General features: G+C 74.2%; 18 protein-coding genes and 1 pseudogene. 7 read left to right on the top strand and 12 right to left on the bottom strand.

The genetic code is table 11. The annotated features are described in order from the left end of the window. The 4 genes and pseudogenes from GL263_RS06875 to melC1 form a co-directional block, all read right to left on the bottom strand. Window positions 1-972, bottom strand: a pseudogene (locus GL263_RS06875) (tetratricopeptide repeat protein); the annotation flags it as partial. 111 nt (window positions 973-1,083) lie between these two features. Then, window positions 1,084-1,302 (bottom strand): DNA-binding protein, encoded by a 219-nt coding sequence (locus GL263_RS06880; protein ID WP_182854689.1) that lies wholly within the window; start codon window positions 1,300-1,302, stop codon window positions 1,084-1,086. A gap of 47 nt (window positions 1,303-1,349) precedes the next feature. After that, window positions 1,350-2,171, bottom strand: a complete 822-nt coding sequence (melC2, locus tag GL263_RS06885) for a tyrosinase MelC2 (protein WP_182854690.1) — start codon at window positions 2,169-2,171, stop codon at window positions 1,350-1,352. 18 nt (window positions 2,172-2,189) lie between these two features. Beyond that, a complete protein-coding gene (gene melC1, locus GL263_RS06890; protein WP_182854691.1) occupies window positions 2,190-2,651 on the bottom strand; it encodes an apotyrosinase chaperone MelC1 in 462 nt (153 codons plus the stop codon). A 426-nt stretch (window positions 2,652-3,077) separates the two neighbouring features. Here melC1 and GL263_RS06895 point away from each other — a divergent pair, with 426 nt between their 5' ends. Then, window positions 3,078-3,365 carry a hypothetical protein gene (locus GL263_RS06895; RefSeq protein WP_182854692.1) on the top strand — a complete coding sequence of 96 codons (288 nt, stop codon included), beginning with the start codon at window positions 3,078-3,080 and terminating at the stop codon, window positions 3,363-3,365. A gap of 80 nt (window positions 3,366-3,445) precedes the next feature. Here GL263_RS06895 and GL263_RS06900 read toward each other — a convergent pair whose 3' ends face one another. The 7 genes from GL263_RS06900 to GL263_RS06930 all read right to left on the bottom strand — a co-directional run bounded on the left by GL263_RS06900 (window position 3,446) and on the right by GL263_RS06930 (window position 12,484). Beyond that, complete coding sequence (locus GL263_RS06900; RefSeq protein ID WP_194377213.1) at window positions 3,446-5,059, bottom strand: hypothetical protein; 1,614 nt, start codon at window positions 5,057-5,059, stop codon at window positions 3,446-3,448. Between the two features lie 169 nt (window positions 5,060-5,228). Continuing rightward, entirely contained in the window at window positions 5,229-6,239 is a 1,011-nt protein-coding gene (locus GL263_RS06905; RefSeq protein WP_182854693.1) for a hypothetical protein, read from the bottom strand. Window positions 6,240-6,362: 123 nt separating this feature from the next. Then, on the bottom strand, window positions 6,363-7,427 hold the full coding sequence (locus GL263_RS06910; protein ID WP_182854694.1) for a M14 family metallopeptidase: 1,065 nt from the start codon (window positions 7,425-7,427) through the stop codon (window positions 6,363-6,365). Then, window positions 7,424-8,200: an ATP-binding cassette domain-containing protein gene (locus tag GL263_RS06915; protein ID WP_182854695.1), complete on the bottom strand. Its 777-nt coding sequence runs from the start codon at window positions 8,198-8,200 to the stop codon at window positions 7,424-7,426. Before GL263_RS06915 ends, GL263_RS06910 begins: the two co-directional genes overlap by 4 nt. Beyond that, the gene (locus GL263_RS06920) at window positions 8,197-9,231 is read right to left on the bottom strand and encodes an ABC transporter ATP-binding protein (RefSeq protein ID WP_182854696.1); all 1,035 of its coding nucleotides are present in this window, start codon (window positions 9,229-9,231) and stop codon (window positions 8,197-8,199) included. Before GL263_RS06920 ends, GL263_RS06915 begins: the two co-directional genes overlap by 4 nt. Then, window positions 9,228-11,003 carry an ABC transporter permease subunit gene (locus GL263_RS06925; protein ID WP_182854697.1) on the bottom strand — a complete coding sequence of 592 codons (1,776 nt, stop codon included), beginning with the start codon at window positions 11,001-11,003 and terminating at the stop codon, window positions 9,228-9,230. Before GL263_RS06925 ends, GL263_RS06920 begins: the two co-directional genes overlap by 4 nt. After that, the gene (locus GL263_RS06930; protein WP_182854698.1) at window positions 11,000-12,484 is read right to left on the bottom strand and encodes an ABC transporter substrate-binding protein; all 1,485 of its coding nucleotides are present in this window, start codon (window positions 12,482-12,484) and stop codon (window positions 11,000-11,002) included. The genes GL263_RS06925 and GL263_RS06930 overlap by 4 nt, the downstream gene beginning before the upstream one ends. Before the next feature lie 280 nt (window positions 12,485-12,764). Here GL263_RS06930 and GL263_RS06935 point away from each other — a divergent pair, with 280 nt between their 5' ends. After that, window positions 12,765-13,379, top strand: a complete 615-nt coding sequence (locus GL263_RS06935) for an RraA family protein (RefSeq protein ID WP_182854699.1) — start codon at window positions 12,765-12,767, stop codon at window positions 13,377-13,379. A gap of 35 nt (window positions 13,380-13,414) precedes the next feature. Beyond that, window positions 13,415-14,374: a D-2-hydroxyacid dehydrogenase family protein gene (locus tag GL263_RS06940; protein ID WP_182854700.1), complete on the top strand. Its 960-nt coding sequence runs from the start codon at window positions 13,415-13,417 to the stop codon at window positions 14,372-14,374. 24 nt (window positions 14,375-14,398) lie between these two features. Here GL263_RS06940 and GL263_RS06945 read toward each other — a convergent pair whose 3' ends face one another. Then, the gene (locus GL263_RS06945) at window positions 14,399-14,758 is read right to left on the bottom strand and encodes a zinc ribbon domain-containing protein YjdM (RefSeq protein ID WP_182854701.1); all 360 of its coding nucleotides are present in this window, start codon (window positions 14,756-14,758) and stop codon (window positions 14,399-14,401) included. A 111-nt stretch (window positions 14,759-14,869) separates the two neighbouring features. Here GL263_RS06945 and GL263_RS06950 point away from each other — a divergent pair, with 111 nt between their 5' ends. From GL263_RS06950 to GL263_RS06965, 4 genes are all read left to right on the top strand, one after another. Then, on the top strand, window positions 14,870-15,211 hold the full coding sequence (locus GL263_RS06950) for an ArsR/SmtB family transcription factor (RefSeq protein WP_182854702.1): 342 nt from the start codon (window positions 14,870-14,872) through the stop codon (window positions 15,209-15,211). Next, the gene (locus GL263_RS06955; protein WP_438947927.1) at window positions 15,208-16,959 is read left to right on the top strand and encodes a SulP family inorganic anion transporter; all 1,752 of its coding nucleotides are present in this window, start codon (window positions 15,208-15,210) and stop codon (window positions 16,957-16,959) included. Before GL263_RS06950 ends, GL263_RS06955 begins: the two co-directional genes overlap by 4 nt. Next, window positions 16,956-17,354, top strand: coding sequence for an anti-sigma factor antagonist (locus GL263_RS06960; RefSeq protein ID WP_182854703.1), 399 nt, complete (start codon window positions 16,956-16,958; stop codon window positions 17,352-17,354). Before GL263_RS06955 ends, GL263_RS06960 begins: the two co-directional genes overlap by 4 nt. A gap of 231 nt (window positions 17,355-17,585) precedes the next feature. Further along, a partial coding sequence (locus GL263_RS06965; RefSeq protein ID WP_182854704.1) for an ArsR/SmtB family transcription factor occupies window positions 17,586-17,857 on the top strand: 272 nt, incomplete at its 3' end.

Below are 17,857 nucleotides of genomic sequence, written 5' to 3' on the forward strand. Positions count from 1 at the left end.
GGTGGGGCGGCCGCGACGGGTGGCGTGCGGCCCGGCGGCTCCGGCGGCGGCGGCCAGGTGCGGTAGCCGGTCGGCGGCCTGCCGCAGCGCGAGCGGCGACCCCGCGCAGCGCTCCAACACGCCGGGCAGCGCGGCGCGGCAGGCGGCCATCTCCCGCTTGCCGGTCAGGGCGGTCAGCAGCCGGCGGGCGTCGCCGTCGGACAGCGGCCCGACGGGCAGGGCGAGCGTGTCGAGGCCCGCCAGCCGCTGCCCCGCGGTGACAAGGGTGAAGACGCCCGGGTGCGGGGAGACCAGCGGCTCCACCTGCCCGGCCGAGCAGGCGTCGTCCAGGACGACCAGCAGCCGGCGCTCGGCGGTCAGCTCCCGGAACCGATCCTCGCGGCCGCGGGCGCCGGGCGGGATCTCGGCCCGGTCGACGCCCAGTTGCTCCAGCAGCAGCCGGGCCGCGGTCGCCGCGTCGCGGGCGCCGCCGGTGCCGGCGGCGCCGCCGAGGTCGACGTACAGCTGGCCGTCGGGGAAGCGGGCCGCCTCCTGGTGGCCCCAGTGGTAGGCCAGGGTGCTGCGGCCGATGCCCTCGGGTCCGTGCAGCAGCGCGACCCGCGGGCGGCCGTCGGCACGCCGGGACGCCTCCCTGGTGAGCGCCCGCAGCAGGTCCCTGCGGTCGGTGAAGTGCCGTACCGATGCCGGGAGTCGGCGAGGGCGCGCGGTCACCGGGCGGGGCCTGGGGCCGCTGTGCAGCCAGCTCCGGAGCAGCCGGGCGTGCTCCGGGTCGAGTGCGGCACCCGCCACCAGCCGCCGGGCCAGCTCCTCCCGCCCGGCCGGGTCCTCGGGCGGCACGACACCCCGGCCGACGATCCGCCGGGCCAGCGCGCCGACCGACTCCCAGGCACGGCGACCCGCCTCGTTGCCCATGCTCAGTGCCGCCGCGCTCAGCGCGGCGGACACCGTCGCCAGCGATATCGGGTCGACCATGCCGTACTCCCCCAAGCTCCCCGGCCGTGCGTGACCGTCCCGCTCCGGTCGGTCACGCGGTTCGGGACCACCGTAGCGGGGCGGCGGGCGGCCCGGTGAGCGGTGCCCACCTCACTCCTCCCAGCGGATGCGCGGCTCCAGGAACATCTGGACGTACCCGCAGTCCCCGCAGATCAGGCCCGTCGCCGACTTGTTGGCCCAGTCCAGGTCGAAGAACGACATGCCGGCGGTGTTGAGCTTGACGGACCGCTCGTTGAAGCGTTCGTGTCCGCAGAAGGCGCAGCGCACCTGCCTGTCGTTGACGTACGCCCGGGCGTTCTTCGCCGGCATGTCGCTCCCTGGGGTCGCTGTCGTTCGACGGGCCGAGCCGCGGCGGCTCAGGCGTCATAGGTGTAGTACGGCGTGTGGTCGAGCATGTCGGCCGGGGTGACGTCGTTCCACGGCCGCATGGTGTCGTTCAACGCGACCACGTTACGGGTCCGTTCGACCGGCAGGTAGGAGGAGCGGGGGTGGCGGGCCTGCCAGTCGGCCCACAGCTTGTCCACGAACGCGTGGTGCAGCCAGAAGACCGGGTCGTTGGGCGACACGCCGGTGGTCATCTGCCCGCCGACCCACACGTGCACCCTGTTGTGCAGGTCGGCGCCGCGCCAGCCCTCCAGGTTGTTGCGGAAGCCGCTGGAGGCGCTGTTCCACGGCGGCGCGTCGTACACCGGCATGGCGAGCACGGCGTCGACCTCCGCGCGGGTCGGCAGCTCCCGCCGGCCGGCACCCAACGCGCGGCGCAGAAAGGGCCGTTGGTCGACGCGTATGGTGATCGACCAGGAGCCGGACGTCTCGGCGAACGCGCCGTCCATCACCTTGCCGTCGCCGACCCGCCCGGTGCCGCCGAGGAAGTCGGCCGCCCACAGGGACGCGGTGGGTGTGCGGTCCACGGTCCAGTCCCAGTAGGGCAGCGCCACCGACGGGTCGACCTCCTGGAGCCGCCGCTCGAAGTCGATGAGGAACCGGCGGTGCCAGGGCAGGAAGGACGGCGAGCGGTGCCCCACCCGCTCCCCGTGGTCGGTGTCGCCCATGATGAAGCCGTTGTGGACGTCGACGAACTCGTCGTAGCGGCCGGAGCTCTTGAGTTCGAGCAGCGCGTCGACGAAGCGCCGCTTCTCGGCGCGGGTGAGGTGGGCCTGGTTCTTGCGTACGGTCATGGCGGTACTCCGGGTCGGTCAGGCGAGGGCGAGCGGGACGAGGGCGGCGCCCTGGAGTTCGACGACGGCGGCGCGGGCGAGCGCGCGCGGCTCCGGATACGTCTCGTAGTGGTTCACCACGCTGATCCAGGTGCCGTCGGCGTTCCGCATCACGTGCAGTTCCTCGCCGTCCACGGTCACCCGGTAGCCGAAGTCGTGCGCCTGACCGCCGTGGCCGGCGTGGCCGCCATGACCGGAGTGGCCCTCGTGGCCCGCGTGCGGGTCGTGGTGGCCGCCGTCGTCGGTCGTGGGCGTGCCCTTGATGCGCCGCCCCCGGTAGACCTCGTCGAACGGCCTGAGGCCGGTCGACGGGGGCCGGTGGCTGTCGGAGGACGTCGCGCGGGCGAGTCCGGCTCCGAGCGCGGACGATCCCGCGACGGCGAGGCCCGCCAACGTGCCGGCCGTGGCACCGAGTACGGTACGGCGACTTACTTGGGACATGACTGTTCCCCCTGGGGATGTCGTCCTGGTCATCGGAAGCGCCGGCACGGTGGTCGGTCGGCCGGCGAGCACCGCCATGAGTACCCGAAAGGGTGAACCGGTCAGTAATCAGCGAGAACCGGGGCGGCGGAATAAGGACGACCCCCGACAGGTCATACGATATTGAACCAAGATGATCTTGCGGCTCGCATAACAGAGAGCCACATTCCCCGAAGATCCTCCGGTCAAGCGGGCGACATACCGCAAGATCTGCCGCATGTGACCCCCGAGCCGCTGGCATATGCCTTCAGAAAGCTGTCCGGAAGCACCCCCTCCGGAGAGGCTTCGCACGGAGAGGCTTCGCTCACAATCCCCACCGCGGGGCCCACCCGGGACGATGCCACGGCGTCCTCCCCGGCGGCACCACACAAAACGACGGAGGGCCTGATGAACGAACCCGTCACCGACGAGGAGATCGTGCGGACCGTACGGCGGCTGCTGGACGCCGAGGAGCGGCACGACCGCCTCGCCGCGCGCGTCGACGCCCTGCGGGACGCCCGCACCACTCAGGAACTGGCCGAGCGGGACCAGGCCGGCGAGGCGATGGCCGACGCGGCCGAACGGCTGCTCGTCGACTCCTGCCACGCGCTGCGCGCGCTCGGGCTCCGGACCGCCGCGCGGGCGGTGGAGGTCGTCGCCGAGGACGAGGGCATCACCGTCCCCGACCCCGACTGACCCCGACCGCCCGCGTCCCAGCCGCCCGCGTGCCGGCCAGCTGCGTCCCGACCGATCTCGTCCCGGCCGGCCGCCGCCGGCTACTGGATGCCCAGGCCCCGCGTCACGTACGTGCAGCCGGTGTAGGTGTAGCCGGGGCGGATGCGCGCGCCGTCGGCGTAGGTGCGGCCGCGGCTGCTGATCGTCGCGGTCGTGCTGCGCTTGTACAGGATGTGGTACTCACCGGCCGGCAGCCGGATCGTCGTCTTCGGGTAGGTCTTGGACGAGTCCTTGCACGCCTTCTGCCTGGCCTCCGCCCGGGTCGGGTAGACGGTGCAGCCCGGACAGCCCCTGACGGTCACCTTGCCCGTCACCGGACCGGTGTAGAGGATCTCCACGGACCCCTGCCCGTCGTTGCTGACCGTCAGCGGCATCCGGGCGCCGCCCGGCGCCTTCGCCGGCGGCAGGCCGCGCCCGGCGGCCGGACGGCTCTGGGCGATCTCGGCGGCGATGGCGATGTCCCGGGCCCGGTCGGCCAGCGAGCTGTCCCGGTGTTCGTTGGCGAACCGGGTCAGCTTGGACCGCGCCGAGCTGAACCTCTTCTCCTTGAACTCGTGCACCCCGCAGGCGTACGCGCCCTTCTCCACCGCCTTCTTCGCGTCGCCGCGCAGTGCCGCGCCGGCGTCGCCCGGCAGTCCGTCGACGGTCGCGCTCACCCGGGTCAGCTCGTCGGCGACGTCACAGGTCCGCTCGCCCTCGAGTTCGTCCGTGCGGCTCTTGATGCGGTCGCTCACCGCCGTCTGCACCCGGCGGGCCTGCGGGGACTCGGGGAAGGTGTCGAGCAGGTCGGCCAGATGGCGGCCGCCGCCGTTGCCGTTGTCCTCGGGGACCGAGCCGAGGCGTTCCATCCCGCACTCGAACCAGGAACGGGCCAGCCGCTGGTTCGGCCAGTCCGCCAGCCGCCCCAGCACGTCCCGGTCGACCTTGTCCGGCACCGTGCGCAGGTACCGCAGCGGCTCGACGGCCCCGCAGTAGTCCCTGCCGCCGTAGGGCCGCGCGACCGCCCGGTAGTAGGTGTCGAGCCGCTCGGGGACAAGCCTGCCGGCCCGCGAGTCGCCGTGCCGGCTGCCGATGTCCGCGTAGACGCCGAGCGCCTTGCGGTAGCTCGGCCTGGCGTCCTCGAAGTCCTTGTCGCGGACTTCCTCGACCAGCTTGTCGGCCTCCTCCAGCCGGTCGAGCAACGCCTGTTGCACGGCCTCGCCGCGCGCCGCGTCGTAGGCGACGGCGCCGGACGCCGGAACGGCGAGCAGCAGGAACGCGAGCGGCAGCGCCAGCGCCGGACGGCGGAGGAACGGCAGCACCGGCGTGCGCAGTCCGCGCCGGGCACCGTCCAGCGCCGCCGCCAGCACCACCACCGCGAACGCGGCGACGGCGGCCCCCGGCACCCCGCTCGGCTCGACCGGCAGCGCCACCGCCAGCAGCCCGGCGGCGGCCGCCCAGCACGCCGCCGCGGACCACCAGTGGCGCAGGGCGACGTAACCGAGGCCGAGACCCGAGAGGTTGAGCAGCCCGACCAGCGCCGCCCGTCGCGGCTCACCCGGCACTCCGACCGTCGGCGGCCGGCTCGGTGGCGGCGGCACCACGGGCCAGCCCCCGGCCGTCGGCCCCTGGCCGCCCGCCCCGTTCCACGCCTGCCGGCCGTCCGTTCCGCTCACAACGATCCCCCTCGCTCGCCGGGCCGCACCGGCGCCTCCCCGGTCACCTTCCGCACCCGTACCCACACACTCCACATACAACCGTGCCATCAATTCGTGCGCTTCGTAAGCGAGTTACTACAAGAAGGGGGCCCTGCGGGACTACGGGCGCCCCCAGCGCGTGCGGTGCCTATCCCTCGCCGCGCGGGGGCCGGTCGGCGTCGCCCCTCGCGCGCTCCGACTCCTCGTCGGTGGCGCGGCCTTCCGGGGACGCGCCGCTCCCCGGCGGCTTCGAGCCGAAGCCGCCGCCGCGGAAGCCGCCGGAGGCGACGCCCCCGCTCTTGTAGCCGCCGCCGCGGAACTCGCCGCTCTCGAACTGACCCGTCTCGAACTGGCCGGTCTCGAACTGACCCGTCTCAAAGGAACCGGACGACACCTCGCCGGTCTTGAAGCCTCCGGAGGAGACCTGGCCGCTCTGGAAACCTCCGCTGGAGACCTGGCCGGTCTTGAAGCTGCCACTGGAGACCTGGCCGCTCGAGAAGCCGCCGGTGCTGAACCTGCGCCCGGTCGAACGGGGCCGTGGGGAGGGCACGTCCGACGTACCCTCGGCTGCCGTGAGCCGGCGCCGGAGGAACGGCAGCGTGCCCCTCTCGAACAGCGCGTCGACCCACTCCTCCCGGGCCCGCAGCGTCTCCTCCGACAGTTCCTCCGCCACCGGGCGGGTCCCGTCGGCGCGGTGCCGGAGCGCCGTCCGCACCACCGAGACCGCCCCGAGCGCCCCCAGCGCCAGTGCGACGATGCCGAACGTGCGGGCTGCGTTCAGCAGCGAGGCGGCGAACTCGCTCTCGCCGTCGCCGAGTCCGAACAGGTAGCCGAGCACAAGCAGCAGCAGCGCGCCGGCCACGGAGACCAGCAGTCCGCCCACCATCAGCGCGGAGACCAGCGGCCGGCTCCGCTCCCGCTCCGCGCCCTCCGCCGGCGTGACGTCCGACTCGCGGCCCGACCGGTAGCGGCGGTACTCGTCGTCGGCGGTCGCCATGATCCTGCCGGTCGCGCGCTTGGCCTCGCCGCGCACCCGCAGTTCGGTGCCCTCCTCGGCGTCGGCGAGGGAGGAGCGGACCTCGGGGTCGGCGAAGGCGCGGTCCAGGGCACGCTCGAAGCCCTCGGTGTCCTCGGGCTGAAGGGGCAGGTGGCTGCTCACTGGTGGCTTCGCTCTCCTGGAGGGGCCTCTACTCGTGTTCTGCCCAGGGGCCTTGGCATTCAGCCCACTCTAGACAAGGGGAGGCGGGATCGGGGCGCGGTGGCCGAAAGAGGACGCCCCGGCCTACCGCGCCGCTGACGCCGGTCGGTGGCCTTCGGTATGCGGTGCGGCGATGGCCGCCAGTTCGTCGCCGGCGGCGACGGTCAGGGCGTGGGAGTTGTAGAAGACCCGGCCGGTGGCGGGCGAGATGACGGGCGTGGTGCGTCCGTCGGCGGGGTCGACGAGCCTGCCGATCGGCCGGCCGGCGGTGACGTCCTCCCCGGCGGTGGCGGTGGGGTACCACAGGCCGGTGGCCCCGGCCGTGACCGCGCCGGCCCAGACCCATTCGCGGACCCGGTGACGCGGTGGCGCGGGGTCGCGGCGCGGGGCGGGCGCGGCCTCGGGCCCGACGACGCCGGGTTCCACGGCACCGGCTTCGACGACGCCGGCCCCGACGACGCCGAGTTCGGTGAGCAGGCCGAGCACGTTGTCGGCGAGCCGGGCGGCGGTCGCCGGCTCGCGGCGGCCCCGGTCGCCCGTCTCGACGAGTACCGCCGGCACCCCGAGGCGGGCGGCGGCCGCGTGGCTGTTGCCGCCGTTCGCCTCCCTGCCGAAGACGACGTCCTGGACGCCGAGGTGGTGGGCCATGCGGCGGGCCCTGTCGTCGAGTCGGGGGTCGCCGGTGAGGCGGTAGCCGACGAAGTCGGTCAGGTCCTCGTCGATGCCGCCGGAGTGCAGGTCGAGGTAGGCGTCCGCGCCGGCGACGAGGTGTTCCACGTGCCAGGCGGCCAGCCGTTCGGTGGGTGTGCCGCGTCGGTCGCCGGGGAAGACCCGGTTGATGTTCACCCCGTCGAGTGGTGAGGCGTCGAGGCGGCCGTGGTACACGGCCGGCGGGTTGGCGACCGGGCAGATCGCGACCCGGCCGTGCACGGCGTCCGGCTTCAGCGCGGCCGCGAGCCGGACGGCCGCGTCGACGCCGACGAACTCCCCGCCGTGCATCCCGGCGGTGATCACCACGCGGGGCCCCGGCCGGTGGCCGTGGACGAGTGTCAGCGGGAGCTCCACGGTGGTCGTGCCGAGGTCGACGGGGACCCCGCCGCGCGCGGTCGTTCCGGGAGCGGCCCGCAGGGGACCGACCGTCCAGGTCATGTGGCTGCCGCCTTCCGTGTGTCGACGGCGGTCTTCGGACGCGCTGTCCCGGTCGGGTAGAGGGCGCGGGCGGTGGTCGTCCGTGCGATCCGCCCGCTGGAGAGCACGGCGACACGGTGCGCGAAGTGCCGGACGACGGCCATGTCGTGGCAGATGAAGAGGTAGGCGAGACCGAGCCGTTCCTGGAGTCCGACCAGCAGGTTCAGCACGCCCGCGCGAACGGACGGGTCGAGTGCCGAGACCGGTTCGTCCAGCACCAGCAGCCGCGGTTCGCTCGCCAACGCCCGTGCGATGCCCACGCGTTGACACTGGCCGCCGGAGAGTTCGTGGGGGCGGCGGTCGGCGAGCCGCTGGTCGAGGCCGACGGTGTCCAGCAGTTCCGCGACCCGCGCGGGGCCGGCGACGGGGTCCCAGCGTTTCTGGACGCGCAGCGGTTCGGCGAGGGCGTCCCGGATCCGCAGCCGTGGGCTCAGGGAGCCGTAGGGGTCCTGGAAGACCGGCTGCACGGCCGGGCGGACGGCACGCAGCGCCGCCTCGTCGAGCGCGGTCAGCTCGCGTCCGTCGAACCACACCTCGCCGCCGTCCGGGCGGCGCAGCAGCAGGACGGCGGCGGCCGTACTCGACTTCCCCGAGCCGGAGGCGCCCACCAGCGCCAGCGTCTCCCCCGCCGACACCTCGAAGGAGACCCCGTCGACGGCCCGCACCGGCGCCGACCGCCGGTTCCGACCGGGGTAGCGGACGGTGAGGTCCCGTACGTCCAGCAGCGGTGTCATCCGTTCCCCCCGGGCTGGAACAGGCATGTCGGCACGTCGGGGACGTCCGTCAGGCGGTGGCAGGAGACGAGGTGCCCGGCGTCGACCTCGGACGGTGTCGGGCGGCGTGTGCGGCAGGGGTCGGCGGCCAGCGGGCAGCGCGGCGCGAAGGCGCAGCCCGGCGACGAGGACGCCTCCCGGAGGGTGGGCGGGGAGCCGTTGATGACCGGGAGGAGGCGGCTCCCGGTGGGTTCCCCGGGCGGCAGGGAGGCGAGCAGCCCGGCCGTGTAGGGGGCGCGTGGCCGGCCCAGCACCCGCTCCACCGGCCCGTGTTCCGCGGTCTCGCCCGCGTACAGGACAAGCACCCGGTCGGCGTGCCGGGCCACCACGTCGAGGTCGTGGGTGACCAGCAGCAGGGCGGCGCCGGTTGTCTCGCGCAGGGACGCCAGCAGGCCCAGGACCTGTTCCTGGACGTCCGGGTCGAGTGCGGTGGTCGGTTCGTCGGCGACGACGAGGTCGGGTTCGTTGATCATCGCCATGGCGATGACGGCCCGCTGCCGCATGCCGCCGGAGAACTCGTGCGGATAGGCGCCGGCCCGCCGGGCGGCGTCGGCGATGCCCACCCGGTCCAGCGCCGCGACCGCCGCCGCGCGCGCCTCGGCGCGGCCGGTCCGGCGTACCGACCTCACGGCGGCGGCCAGTTGGTCGCCGACGGTGTGCACCGGGCTGAGGACCGACAGCGCGTCCTGCGGCACAAACGCGACGTGGCGCCCCCACAGCCCGGCGTACCCGGACCGGGACGCGCCGAGCAGCTCGCGGCCCCGGAACCGTACGGACCCGGATGTCCGGGCGGCCGGCGGGGCCATGCCGAGCAGCACCCGGGCGGTCAGCGACTTGCCCGCCCCCGACTCGCCGACCAGCGCGAGGACCTCGCCCTCGGCCAGGTCGAACGACACGTCGCGTACCGCGTGCAGCGTCTCGCGCCCCTTCGGCCCGTCGGGGAAGCCCACCCGCAGGTCGGTGACGGACAGCAGCGTCGGGCGTTGTGTCATGCCCCCACCCCCGTACGGGCCCGGCCGGCGCCGGGAGTGAGGGTGGAGAGGGAGACCGCGAAGCCGGCGAGCAGCGCCAGCGCGGCGGCCGGCGCGAGCGCCGCCCAGGGCGCCCGCTCGACGTAGGCGCGGGACTCGTCCAGCAGCAACCCCCATTCAGGGGCGGGCGGTTGGGCGCCGAGGCCGAGGAAGCCGAGGGAGGCGAGCGCCAGCGCGACGCCCGGCAGTCGCAGCACCGCGTGGCGGGCCACGGGTCCGGCGACGGACGGCAGGACGTGCCGGGTCAGCACCCAGCGGCGGGTCGAGCCGATCGCCTTCTGCGCGGTGAGGAAGCCGGCCGCCCGTGTCTCCTGCACCAGTGCGGCGGCGTGCGCGGCCAGCGGCGGCCAGGACACCAGGGCGACCGCCACGGACGCGCCCGCCGCGCCCGGTCCGAGCGCGGCGGCGACCAGCACGCCGACGATCACCGGCGGCAGCGCGTTCGCGACGTCCGCCACTCCTGCCGAAACCTCGGGCAGGAAGCCGATCACGAGGGCGAACAGGTAGCTGAACAGGCAGACGGCCAGGGCGATTCCGACGGTGGCGGCCGCGCCGTGGCCGAGTCGTGCGAGCACGTCGCGGCCGAGCGCGTCGGTGCCCAGCGGATGGGCCCAGGAGGGCGCGGCCAGCCGGGTGGCGACGTCCACGGTGAGCGGGTCGCGTGTCAGCCCCCAGCCGACGACGACCAGCAGCACGGTCCCCAGCGCGGCCGGCAGCAGCCACCGGGCCCCGCCGGCGGGGGCGCGGGGCGGTGCGGGCAGCGCGAGAGCGGCGTCCCGCAGCCCGGGGCCGAGCAGCCTGAGCCGCGCGAGATGCGCCAGCGCGCCCGCCGTGAGGCCGACGAGCAGCAGCGCGAGCACGGCGCCCTGCAGCAGCGGCAGGTCCTGCGCCTTCGCCGCCCCCAGCGCCGTACGGCCGATGCCGGGTACGGCGAAGACCGTCTCCACGGCGACCGCCCCGCCCGTCACCGCCACCGCGACCAGCCCGAACTGCGGCAGCAGCGCCGGCAGCGACCGTCGCAGCGCGGCGCCCGCGACGCGCGGCGCGGACACCCCGGACGCCCGCCACAGCCCCACCCAGCGTTCCGCGAACACGGCGGGCAGCGCGTCGGCGACCAGCCGGCCGAGCAGTCCGCCGGCCGGCACGCCCATCGCGAGAGCGGGCAGCACCACCGAGGACGGGCCCTGCCAACCGGACGTCGGCAGCAGCCCCGCCCAGACCCCGAGCACGACCAGCAGCAGCGTCGCCAGCAGGAACTCCGGTACGGAGGCGAGCATTCCGGCGACGGCGCCACCGCCTTCCCGTGTGCCGCCACGGGAGCCGCGGCGGCGGGAGCCGCCGTGCACGCCACGCACTCCGCGCAGCACGGTCGGCACGCACAGGGCGACGGCGACCAGCAGCGCCACCACAAGGGACGCGGCCATCAGGCCCAGTGACACGCCGAGCCCGGCGAGGACCGAGGGAAGCACCTCGGCGCCGGAGACCCAGGAGTGGCCGAGGTCGCCGCGCAGCAGCCCGCCGGCCCACCGGGCCAGCAGGGACAGCGGTCCGGCGCCGAGGCCGAGGTCCTCGCGGATCGCGGCCAACGCCTCCTCGGTGGGCTCCTGTTCGGCCGACCGGGCGCGTAGCACGCTGAGCGCCGCGTCCCGGCCGGAGAGCCATGGGAGCAGACCGATGGCGGCGACAACGGTGAGGACCGCCGCCGCGCGGGCGGTCGCGGTGGTGATGCTCACCTGAGGTGGGTGTCGGCCGTGACCAGCAGTCGTTCGCGCGGGTCCTTCGCCGAGTTCACGACGTTGGCGGCGTCACCCTGGATCACCCGCTCGTGCAGCATGGGGACGGCCGCGTCGGTGTTCAGGACGGCGGCCTCCGCCTCCAGGACCGCCTTGCGGCGGGCGGCTCCGGTGGGCGTGGAGGACGCCTTCTCCAGCGCCTTGTCGACGGCGGGGTCGGCGAGTTGGGAGATGTTGAACGAGCCGTCGCCGGCGAAGTCGCTGTAGAGGTAGGCGGCCGGGTCGCCGGAGTCCAGCACCGTCGCGCGGGAGAGGACAAAGGCGTCGAACTTGCCGGCCAGCGCGTCGGACTCGATGTTCGCGTACTCGCGGATCTCCAGCTTCACCCGGAACCCCGCCGTGCGGAGCTGCTGTTGCAGCGCGGCGGCGACCTCGGGCAGTTCGGCGCGGTCGGTGAAGGTGCCGATCGTGATCCGCCGTCCCTTCGGGTCGCCGGCCGGCGTCCGCTTCGCGCGCTCGGGCCGCTGCTTCGCCCAGGGGATGGCGGGGCCCAGCAGTCCCTCGGCGACGTCCGCGCGGCCCTCGTACACGCCCTTGACCAGCGGTTCGGCGTCGACGGCCGCGCGGGCGGCGGCGCGCATCGCGGGGTCGCGGAACACACCGCGCCGGGTGTTGAGGTAGAGGGTGTTGGTGCGCGGCATGGGGACCTCGGTGATCTGGTCCTCCTTCAGCAGCGACGCCTGGGAGACCGGCACCGCCTCCACGATGTCCGCCTCGCCGCTGCGCAGGGCGGCGGCGCGCGCGGTGCCGTCCGGCACAAAACGCACGTCGATGCCGGGCGCCTTGGGGCGGCCGCCCCAGTAGTCCTCGTTGCGATCAAGCGTGGCCGAGCTGGTGCCGTTGACCTTCTTGAGGACAAACGCGCCGGTCCCGGCCCCGACCGGGTCGACCGTCTTCCCCCGGTAGGCACGAGCGGCCAGGATCGACAGCTGGGGCGAGGAGAGCCGTTGCGGAAGCAACGGGTCAGCGACGGCCGTGGTGACGGACACGGTGTCACCCTTGCCGGCGACGGCGAGTTCCACGCCGTCGAGGATGCGCGGCTTGGGCGCGGCGCCGGCGGCCCGGGTGAGCGAGCGCACGACGTCCTTCGCGGTGAGCGGAGTGCCGTCGTGGAACGTCACTCCCGAGCGGAGGGTGAACGTCCAGGTCCGCTCGTCCGACCAGCGCCACTTCTCCGCGAGCGCCGGCCGCGGGTCGCCGTTGGCGTCCAGTGTCACCAGGGTCTCGGCCGTGCTCCAGCGGGAGAGCTTGAAGGCGTCGTCGCTGAGCGGGGAGAGACCCGAGCGCGGCGGCAGCATCATCACGACGCGCAGCCGCTGCTCGCCGTCGACCGGCCCGGAAGTGGAGGCGAAGCAACCCGTGGCCAGGAGGGTGGTGGCGACCGCCACCGGGACGAAGGGTGTGTGTTTGCGAAGGCGCACGGTTTGTTCCAGCTCATTCTCGGACGGCTGCTTACCGGCCCGGACGCTAGCACGTGATAATCATATTCAACAACATTCAACTATCTCCCCCTGGGATGGCCCCCTCTCCCCCGGTCGAGCCCTCAGCTTGTCCGGACAGGCCCACTCTCAACCACCCCTGACACCGCGCCCGTCCGCCACACCGGTGAGACTTGGGGCGACCACACTCCCGAGGGGACCGACCGGGCGCACGGCGCCGTCGCCACGAGGTCCGGGCGGCCCGAGAGACGAGGACCACCGCATGGACACCGACTTCAGGGACCTTCCCCCCACCACCCTCGCCGACCTGCTCGGCCGCGCCCAGGTCATGGACATCGGCATCCGCCCGCTGTGGAACAGCCCGCGCGTCGCCGGCCCCGCCTACACCGTGCGCTGCGAGCCCGGCGACAACCTGATGCTGCACGCCGCGATCTACCGCGCCGAGCCGGGTTCGGTCATCGTCGTGGAGTCCGGCGACGTCGACCACGCGCTCGCCGGCGGCAACGTCTGCGCCGTGGCCCAGCGCCGGGGCGTCGCGGCGTTTGTCGTCGACGGCGTCATCCGCGACCTCGGCGAGGTGCGGGAAGCCGGCTTCCCCGTCTTCTCCCGCGGCGTCATCCCGATCCCCGGCACCAGGGAGCGGATCGGCTCGCTCGGCGAACCCGCCCGCGTCGGCGGGGTCCTGGTACACCCCGGAGACATCGTCGTCGCCGACGAGGAGGGCGTTGTCGTCACCCCCGCCGCCCGCCGGACGGAGATCCTCGCAGCGGCCAGGGCGAAGCTCGCCGAGGAGGCCGCCGGCGGCCTCGACGCGTGGGAACGCGACCACCGCGCCCGCATCGAGAAGGCACTGGGCGACCGCGGCTTCACCGGCTGACCGAGCGCACCCGCTTCCCCGCAGAGAGGAACACCATGCGGCTGCGCTGCGCCGTACTCGACGACTTCCAGAACGTGGCCGCCACGATGGCCGACTGGGCCCCCGTCCAGGACCGGGTCGAGGTAGTCAGCTTCACCGAGCACTTCCCCACCGAGGACCAACTCGCCGACGCCCTCGCCGACTTCGACCTCGTCGTCACCCTCCGGGAGCGCGTCCCCTTCCCCGCCTCCCTCCTCGACCGGCTGCCCCGGCTACGGCTGCTCGTCGCCTCCGGCATGCGCAACTCGGTGATCGACTTCGCGGCGGCCGAGCGCAACGGCGTCACCGTCTGCGGCACCCGGAGCTCGTCCACCCCACCCGTCGAGCTGACCTGGGCACTGCTGCTCGGCCTGGCCCGGGGCCTCGTCGCCGAGAACAACAACCTGCGCGGCGGCGGCCCCTGGCAGTCCACCGTCGGCACCGATCTGCACGGCCGCCGCCTCGGACTGCTCGGCCTGGGAAAGATCGGCGCCCGGGTCGCGCGGATCGGCCTCGCCTTCGGTATGGAGGTGACGGCCTGGAGCCAGAACCTCACCAGGGACCGGGCCGACGAGGTCGGCGTACAACTCGCCGCCTCCAAGGAAGACCTGCTCCGCGAGAGCGACTTCGTCTCCCTGCACCTCGTCCTCGGCGAGCGCACCCGGGGTATCGTCGGCGCCCGTGAGCTGGCCCTGCTCAAGCCGACCGCGTACCTGGTCAACACCTCCCGCTCGGCCCTCGTCGACCAGGACGCGCTGCTCACCGCGCTGCACGAGGGGCACCTCGCCGGAGCCGGCGTCGACGTCTTCGACACCGAGCCGCTGCCCGCCGACCACCCCGTGCGCAGCGCGCCCCGCCTCCTCGCCACCCCGCACCTCGGCTACGTCTCCCAGGACAACTACCGCACGTACTACGGCCAGGCCGTCGAGAACATCACCGCCTACCTGGCGGGCGACCCCGTCCGCGTGCTGCCCTGAGGAGCGCCTCGAAGGCCGCCGGGGTCAGGCCTTCTTCACCACGCCGGACTTGAGCTGCATGGCTCCGAAGCCGTCGATCCGGCAGTCGATGTCGTGGCCGTCGACGCCGTCGACGAGCCGGATGCCGCGCACCTTCGTGCCGGCCTTGATGCCGGACGGGCTGCCCTTGACCTTGAGCGCCCTGACCACCGTCACGTCGTCGCCGTCATGCAGCACGTTGCCCACCGCGTCCCTGACGACCCGCTCCTCGGGCGCGCCGCCGCCCTCCGTGGCCGCCTCGGAGGGCACCCACTCGTGGGCGCACTCGGGGCACACCACCAGGGCGTTCATCTCGTAGGTGTACTCGCAGGAGCACTTCGGGCAGGGTGACGGGGTCTCGTTCACACCTTCAGGCTAGCGCTCGGCTGACGACTTGCGAAATTTCGCAATTGCTTACATGCTTTGGTGAACGGGTTGCCGGTGTGTGCGTGAGAGCGGGAGCGAGGTTCGCGAGGCGTGTCCATCCCGCTGTACCAGGCCAAGGCCGAGTTCTTCCGGATGCTCGGCCACCCCGTGCGCATCCGGGTGCTGGAGATCCTCCAGGACGGGCCGACCCCGGTACGCGCGCTGCGCGGCCGCATCGAGGTGGAGCCCGCCAGCCTCAGCCAGCAGCTCGCGGTCCTCCGCCGGTCCGGGATCGTCACCTCCCGGCGGAACGGCACCACCGTCGTCTACCAGCTGGCCTGCGGCGACGTCGCCGACCTGCTGCGGGCCGCGCGCGCGATCCTGACCGAGATGCTGGCCGGTCGGCACGAACTGCTGGCCGAGCTCCGCGCGTCGGAAGGCGCGGCGACGTGAGTTCCGCGACCGCACGGGCGTGGCGATCGGTACGCCTCCTGCTGCCCGCCCGCGGCGACCTCACCGCCATGGCCCGCGACCCGCGCCGGGACCTGCTGGCCGGGCTGACCGTGGCGATCGTCGCCCTGCCACTCGCACTCGGCTTCGGGGTCTCCTCCGGCCTCGGCGCCGAGGCCGGCCTGGCGACCGCGGTCGTCGCGGGCGCGCTGGCCGCCGTCTTCGGCGGCTCGAACCTCCAGGTCTCCGGCCCGACCGGGGCCATGACCGTGGTCCTCGTACCGATCGTCGCCCAGTACGGCCCCGGCGGAGTCCTCACCGTCGGGCTGATCGCCGGGGCCCTGCTGATCGCGCTGGCGCTGCTCCGGACCGGCAGGTACATGCGGTACGTGCCCGCCCCGGTGGTGGAGGGCTTCACACTCGGCATCGCCTGTGTCATCGGCCTCCAGCAGGTCCCGCAGGCGCTGGGCGTGGCCGAGGCGGAGGGCGAACGGGTCCTCACCGTCGCCTGGCACGCCGTCCGGACGTTCGCGACCGCACCGAACTGGACCGCCCTCGCCCTGGCCGCCGGAGTCGCGGCCGCCATGCTCGCCGGGGCGCGCTGGCGTCCCGGCGTACCGTTCTCGATCCTCGCGGTGATCGCCGCCACCGCCGTCACACAGCTCTTCGACCTGGACTCCGCCACACCCATCGGCGACCTTCCCTCCGGCCTTCCGGCACCCTCACTCGCCTTCCTCGACCTGGGCGCGCTGTCCGCACTGCTGGCGCCCGCGGTGGCGGTGGCCGCGCTCGCCGCGCTGGAGTCGCTGCTGTCCGCGACCGTCGCGGACGGGATGACCGTGGGCCAGCGGCACGACCCGGACCGCGAACTGTTCGGTCAGGGCGTGGCCAACCTGGCCGCCCCGCTGTTCGGCGGCGTCCCGGCCACGGCCGCCATCGCCCGCACCGCCGTCAACGTCCGGACCGGCGCCCGCTCCCGGCTCGCCGCCCTCACCCACGCCGCCGTGCTCGCGGTGATCGTGTTCGCGGCCGCGCCGCTGGTGTCGAAGATCCCGCTGGCGGCGCTGGCCGGCGTGCTGCTGGCCACCGCGGTCCGCATGGTCGAGGTCGGCTCGCTCCGGGTCATGGCCAAGGCCACCCGCTCGGACGCGCTGACCCTCGTCCTGACGGCCGTCGCGACCGTGGTCCTCGACCTCGTCCACGCGGTGATCCTCGGCCTGCTGGCGGCCGGAGCGCTCGCCCTGCGGGCCGTGGCCGGGCAGGCCCGGCTCGACCAGGTCGACCTCCCGCCCGACCTGCCCGGCGACCACAGCGACGAGGAACGCCGCCTGCTGGCCGAGCACATCGTCGTCTTCCGCGTCGACGGTCCGATGTTCTTCGCCGCCGCCCACCGCTTCCTGCTCGAACTGTCCGAGGTCGCGGACGTCCACGTGGTCGTCCTCCGCATGTCCCGGGTCACGACCATCGACGCCACCGGCGCCCTGGTACTCAAGGACGCGGTCGAGAAGCTGAACCGGCGCGGCATCGTCGTACTGACCTCCGGCGTGCGGGAAACGCAGCGGCAGGTCCTGGACTCCACCGGCACGCTGGAACTGCTGCGGTCCGGCGGCCGCGAGTTCCGCACCACTCCCGAGGCCATCGAGGCCGCCCGCCGCCACCTGCGAACCGCCGGCCTCCTGCCCGGCCGCGCGGCCGGCCGGCGGACCACACCCGCCGGCGAGGAAACCGTCGACGAGAAAGCGGTGACATGACCATCGAATGGCGCTACGACGACCGGCACGACCTCGGTGTCCTGTCCGTCGCCGGCTTCCTCGGCACGCGCGCGACGGCACGGTTCAACGGGGCCGTCGGCTGGGTGGTGGCACGCGGCGGCGGCCCGGTCATCCTCGACCTGACCGAGTTGCACGGCTGGTCCGCCGAAGGGCAGCTCGCGATCCGCGCGGCGGCCGACCGGCTCGCCGCCCTGGGCCGCCCCCTGGAACTGGCCGCCATCCCGGCCGACGGCTCCCTCGTGCCCGACGAGACCGGCCCCGCCCTCACCGTCCACCGCGACCTCGCCACCGCGCTGTCCGCGCACCACGCACCGGCCGGGACACGGCAGCGCTGGCACACCACCAACTGGCCCACCCCGGACGGCACCCGCTGACACGTCCCGCCGCGCCGCACGGCACCCCGGCGGGGGCGCCGCCGCGGGCCCGCCGGCGCCCCCTCCACGCCTTGCGCGGGCCGGGGTCACCGCGCGGCGGCCGACCGGCGAGGATGGCCCCATGGTGACGACCAAGGTGACAACCGGGGCGCCGGCCGAAGCGCCGACCGAGGTGGCCGGTGACGGATGCCCACGCCGCGCCGCGCACGGCAGGACCCGAAGGCGGTTCCGGTGAGCGCGCCGCTGTACCAGCTCAAGGCGGAGTTCTTCAAGACACTGGGCCACCCGGCCCGCATCCGGGTGCTCGAGCTGCTGAGCGAGCGTGAGCACGCGGTGGCCGAGATGCTGCCCGAAGTCGGCATCGAGCCCGCGCACCTCTCCCAGCAACTGGCCGTACTGCGCCGCGCCAACCTGGTGGCGACCCGCAAGGAGGGCTCGAACGTCTACTACTCGCTGACCAGCCCCCAGGTGGCCGAACTGCTGAGAGTCGCACGCGGCATCCT

It is taken from the genome of Streptomyces durbertensis (assembly GCF_014156695.1).
Lineage (GTDB): Bacteria > Actinomycetota > Actinomycetes > Streptomycetales > Streptomycetaceae > Streptomyces > Streptomyces durbertensis.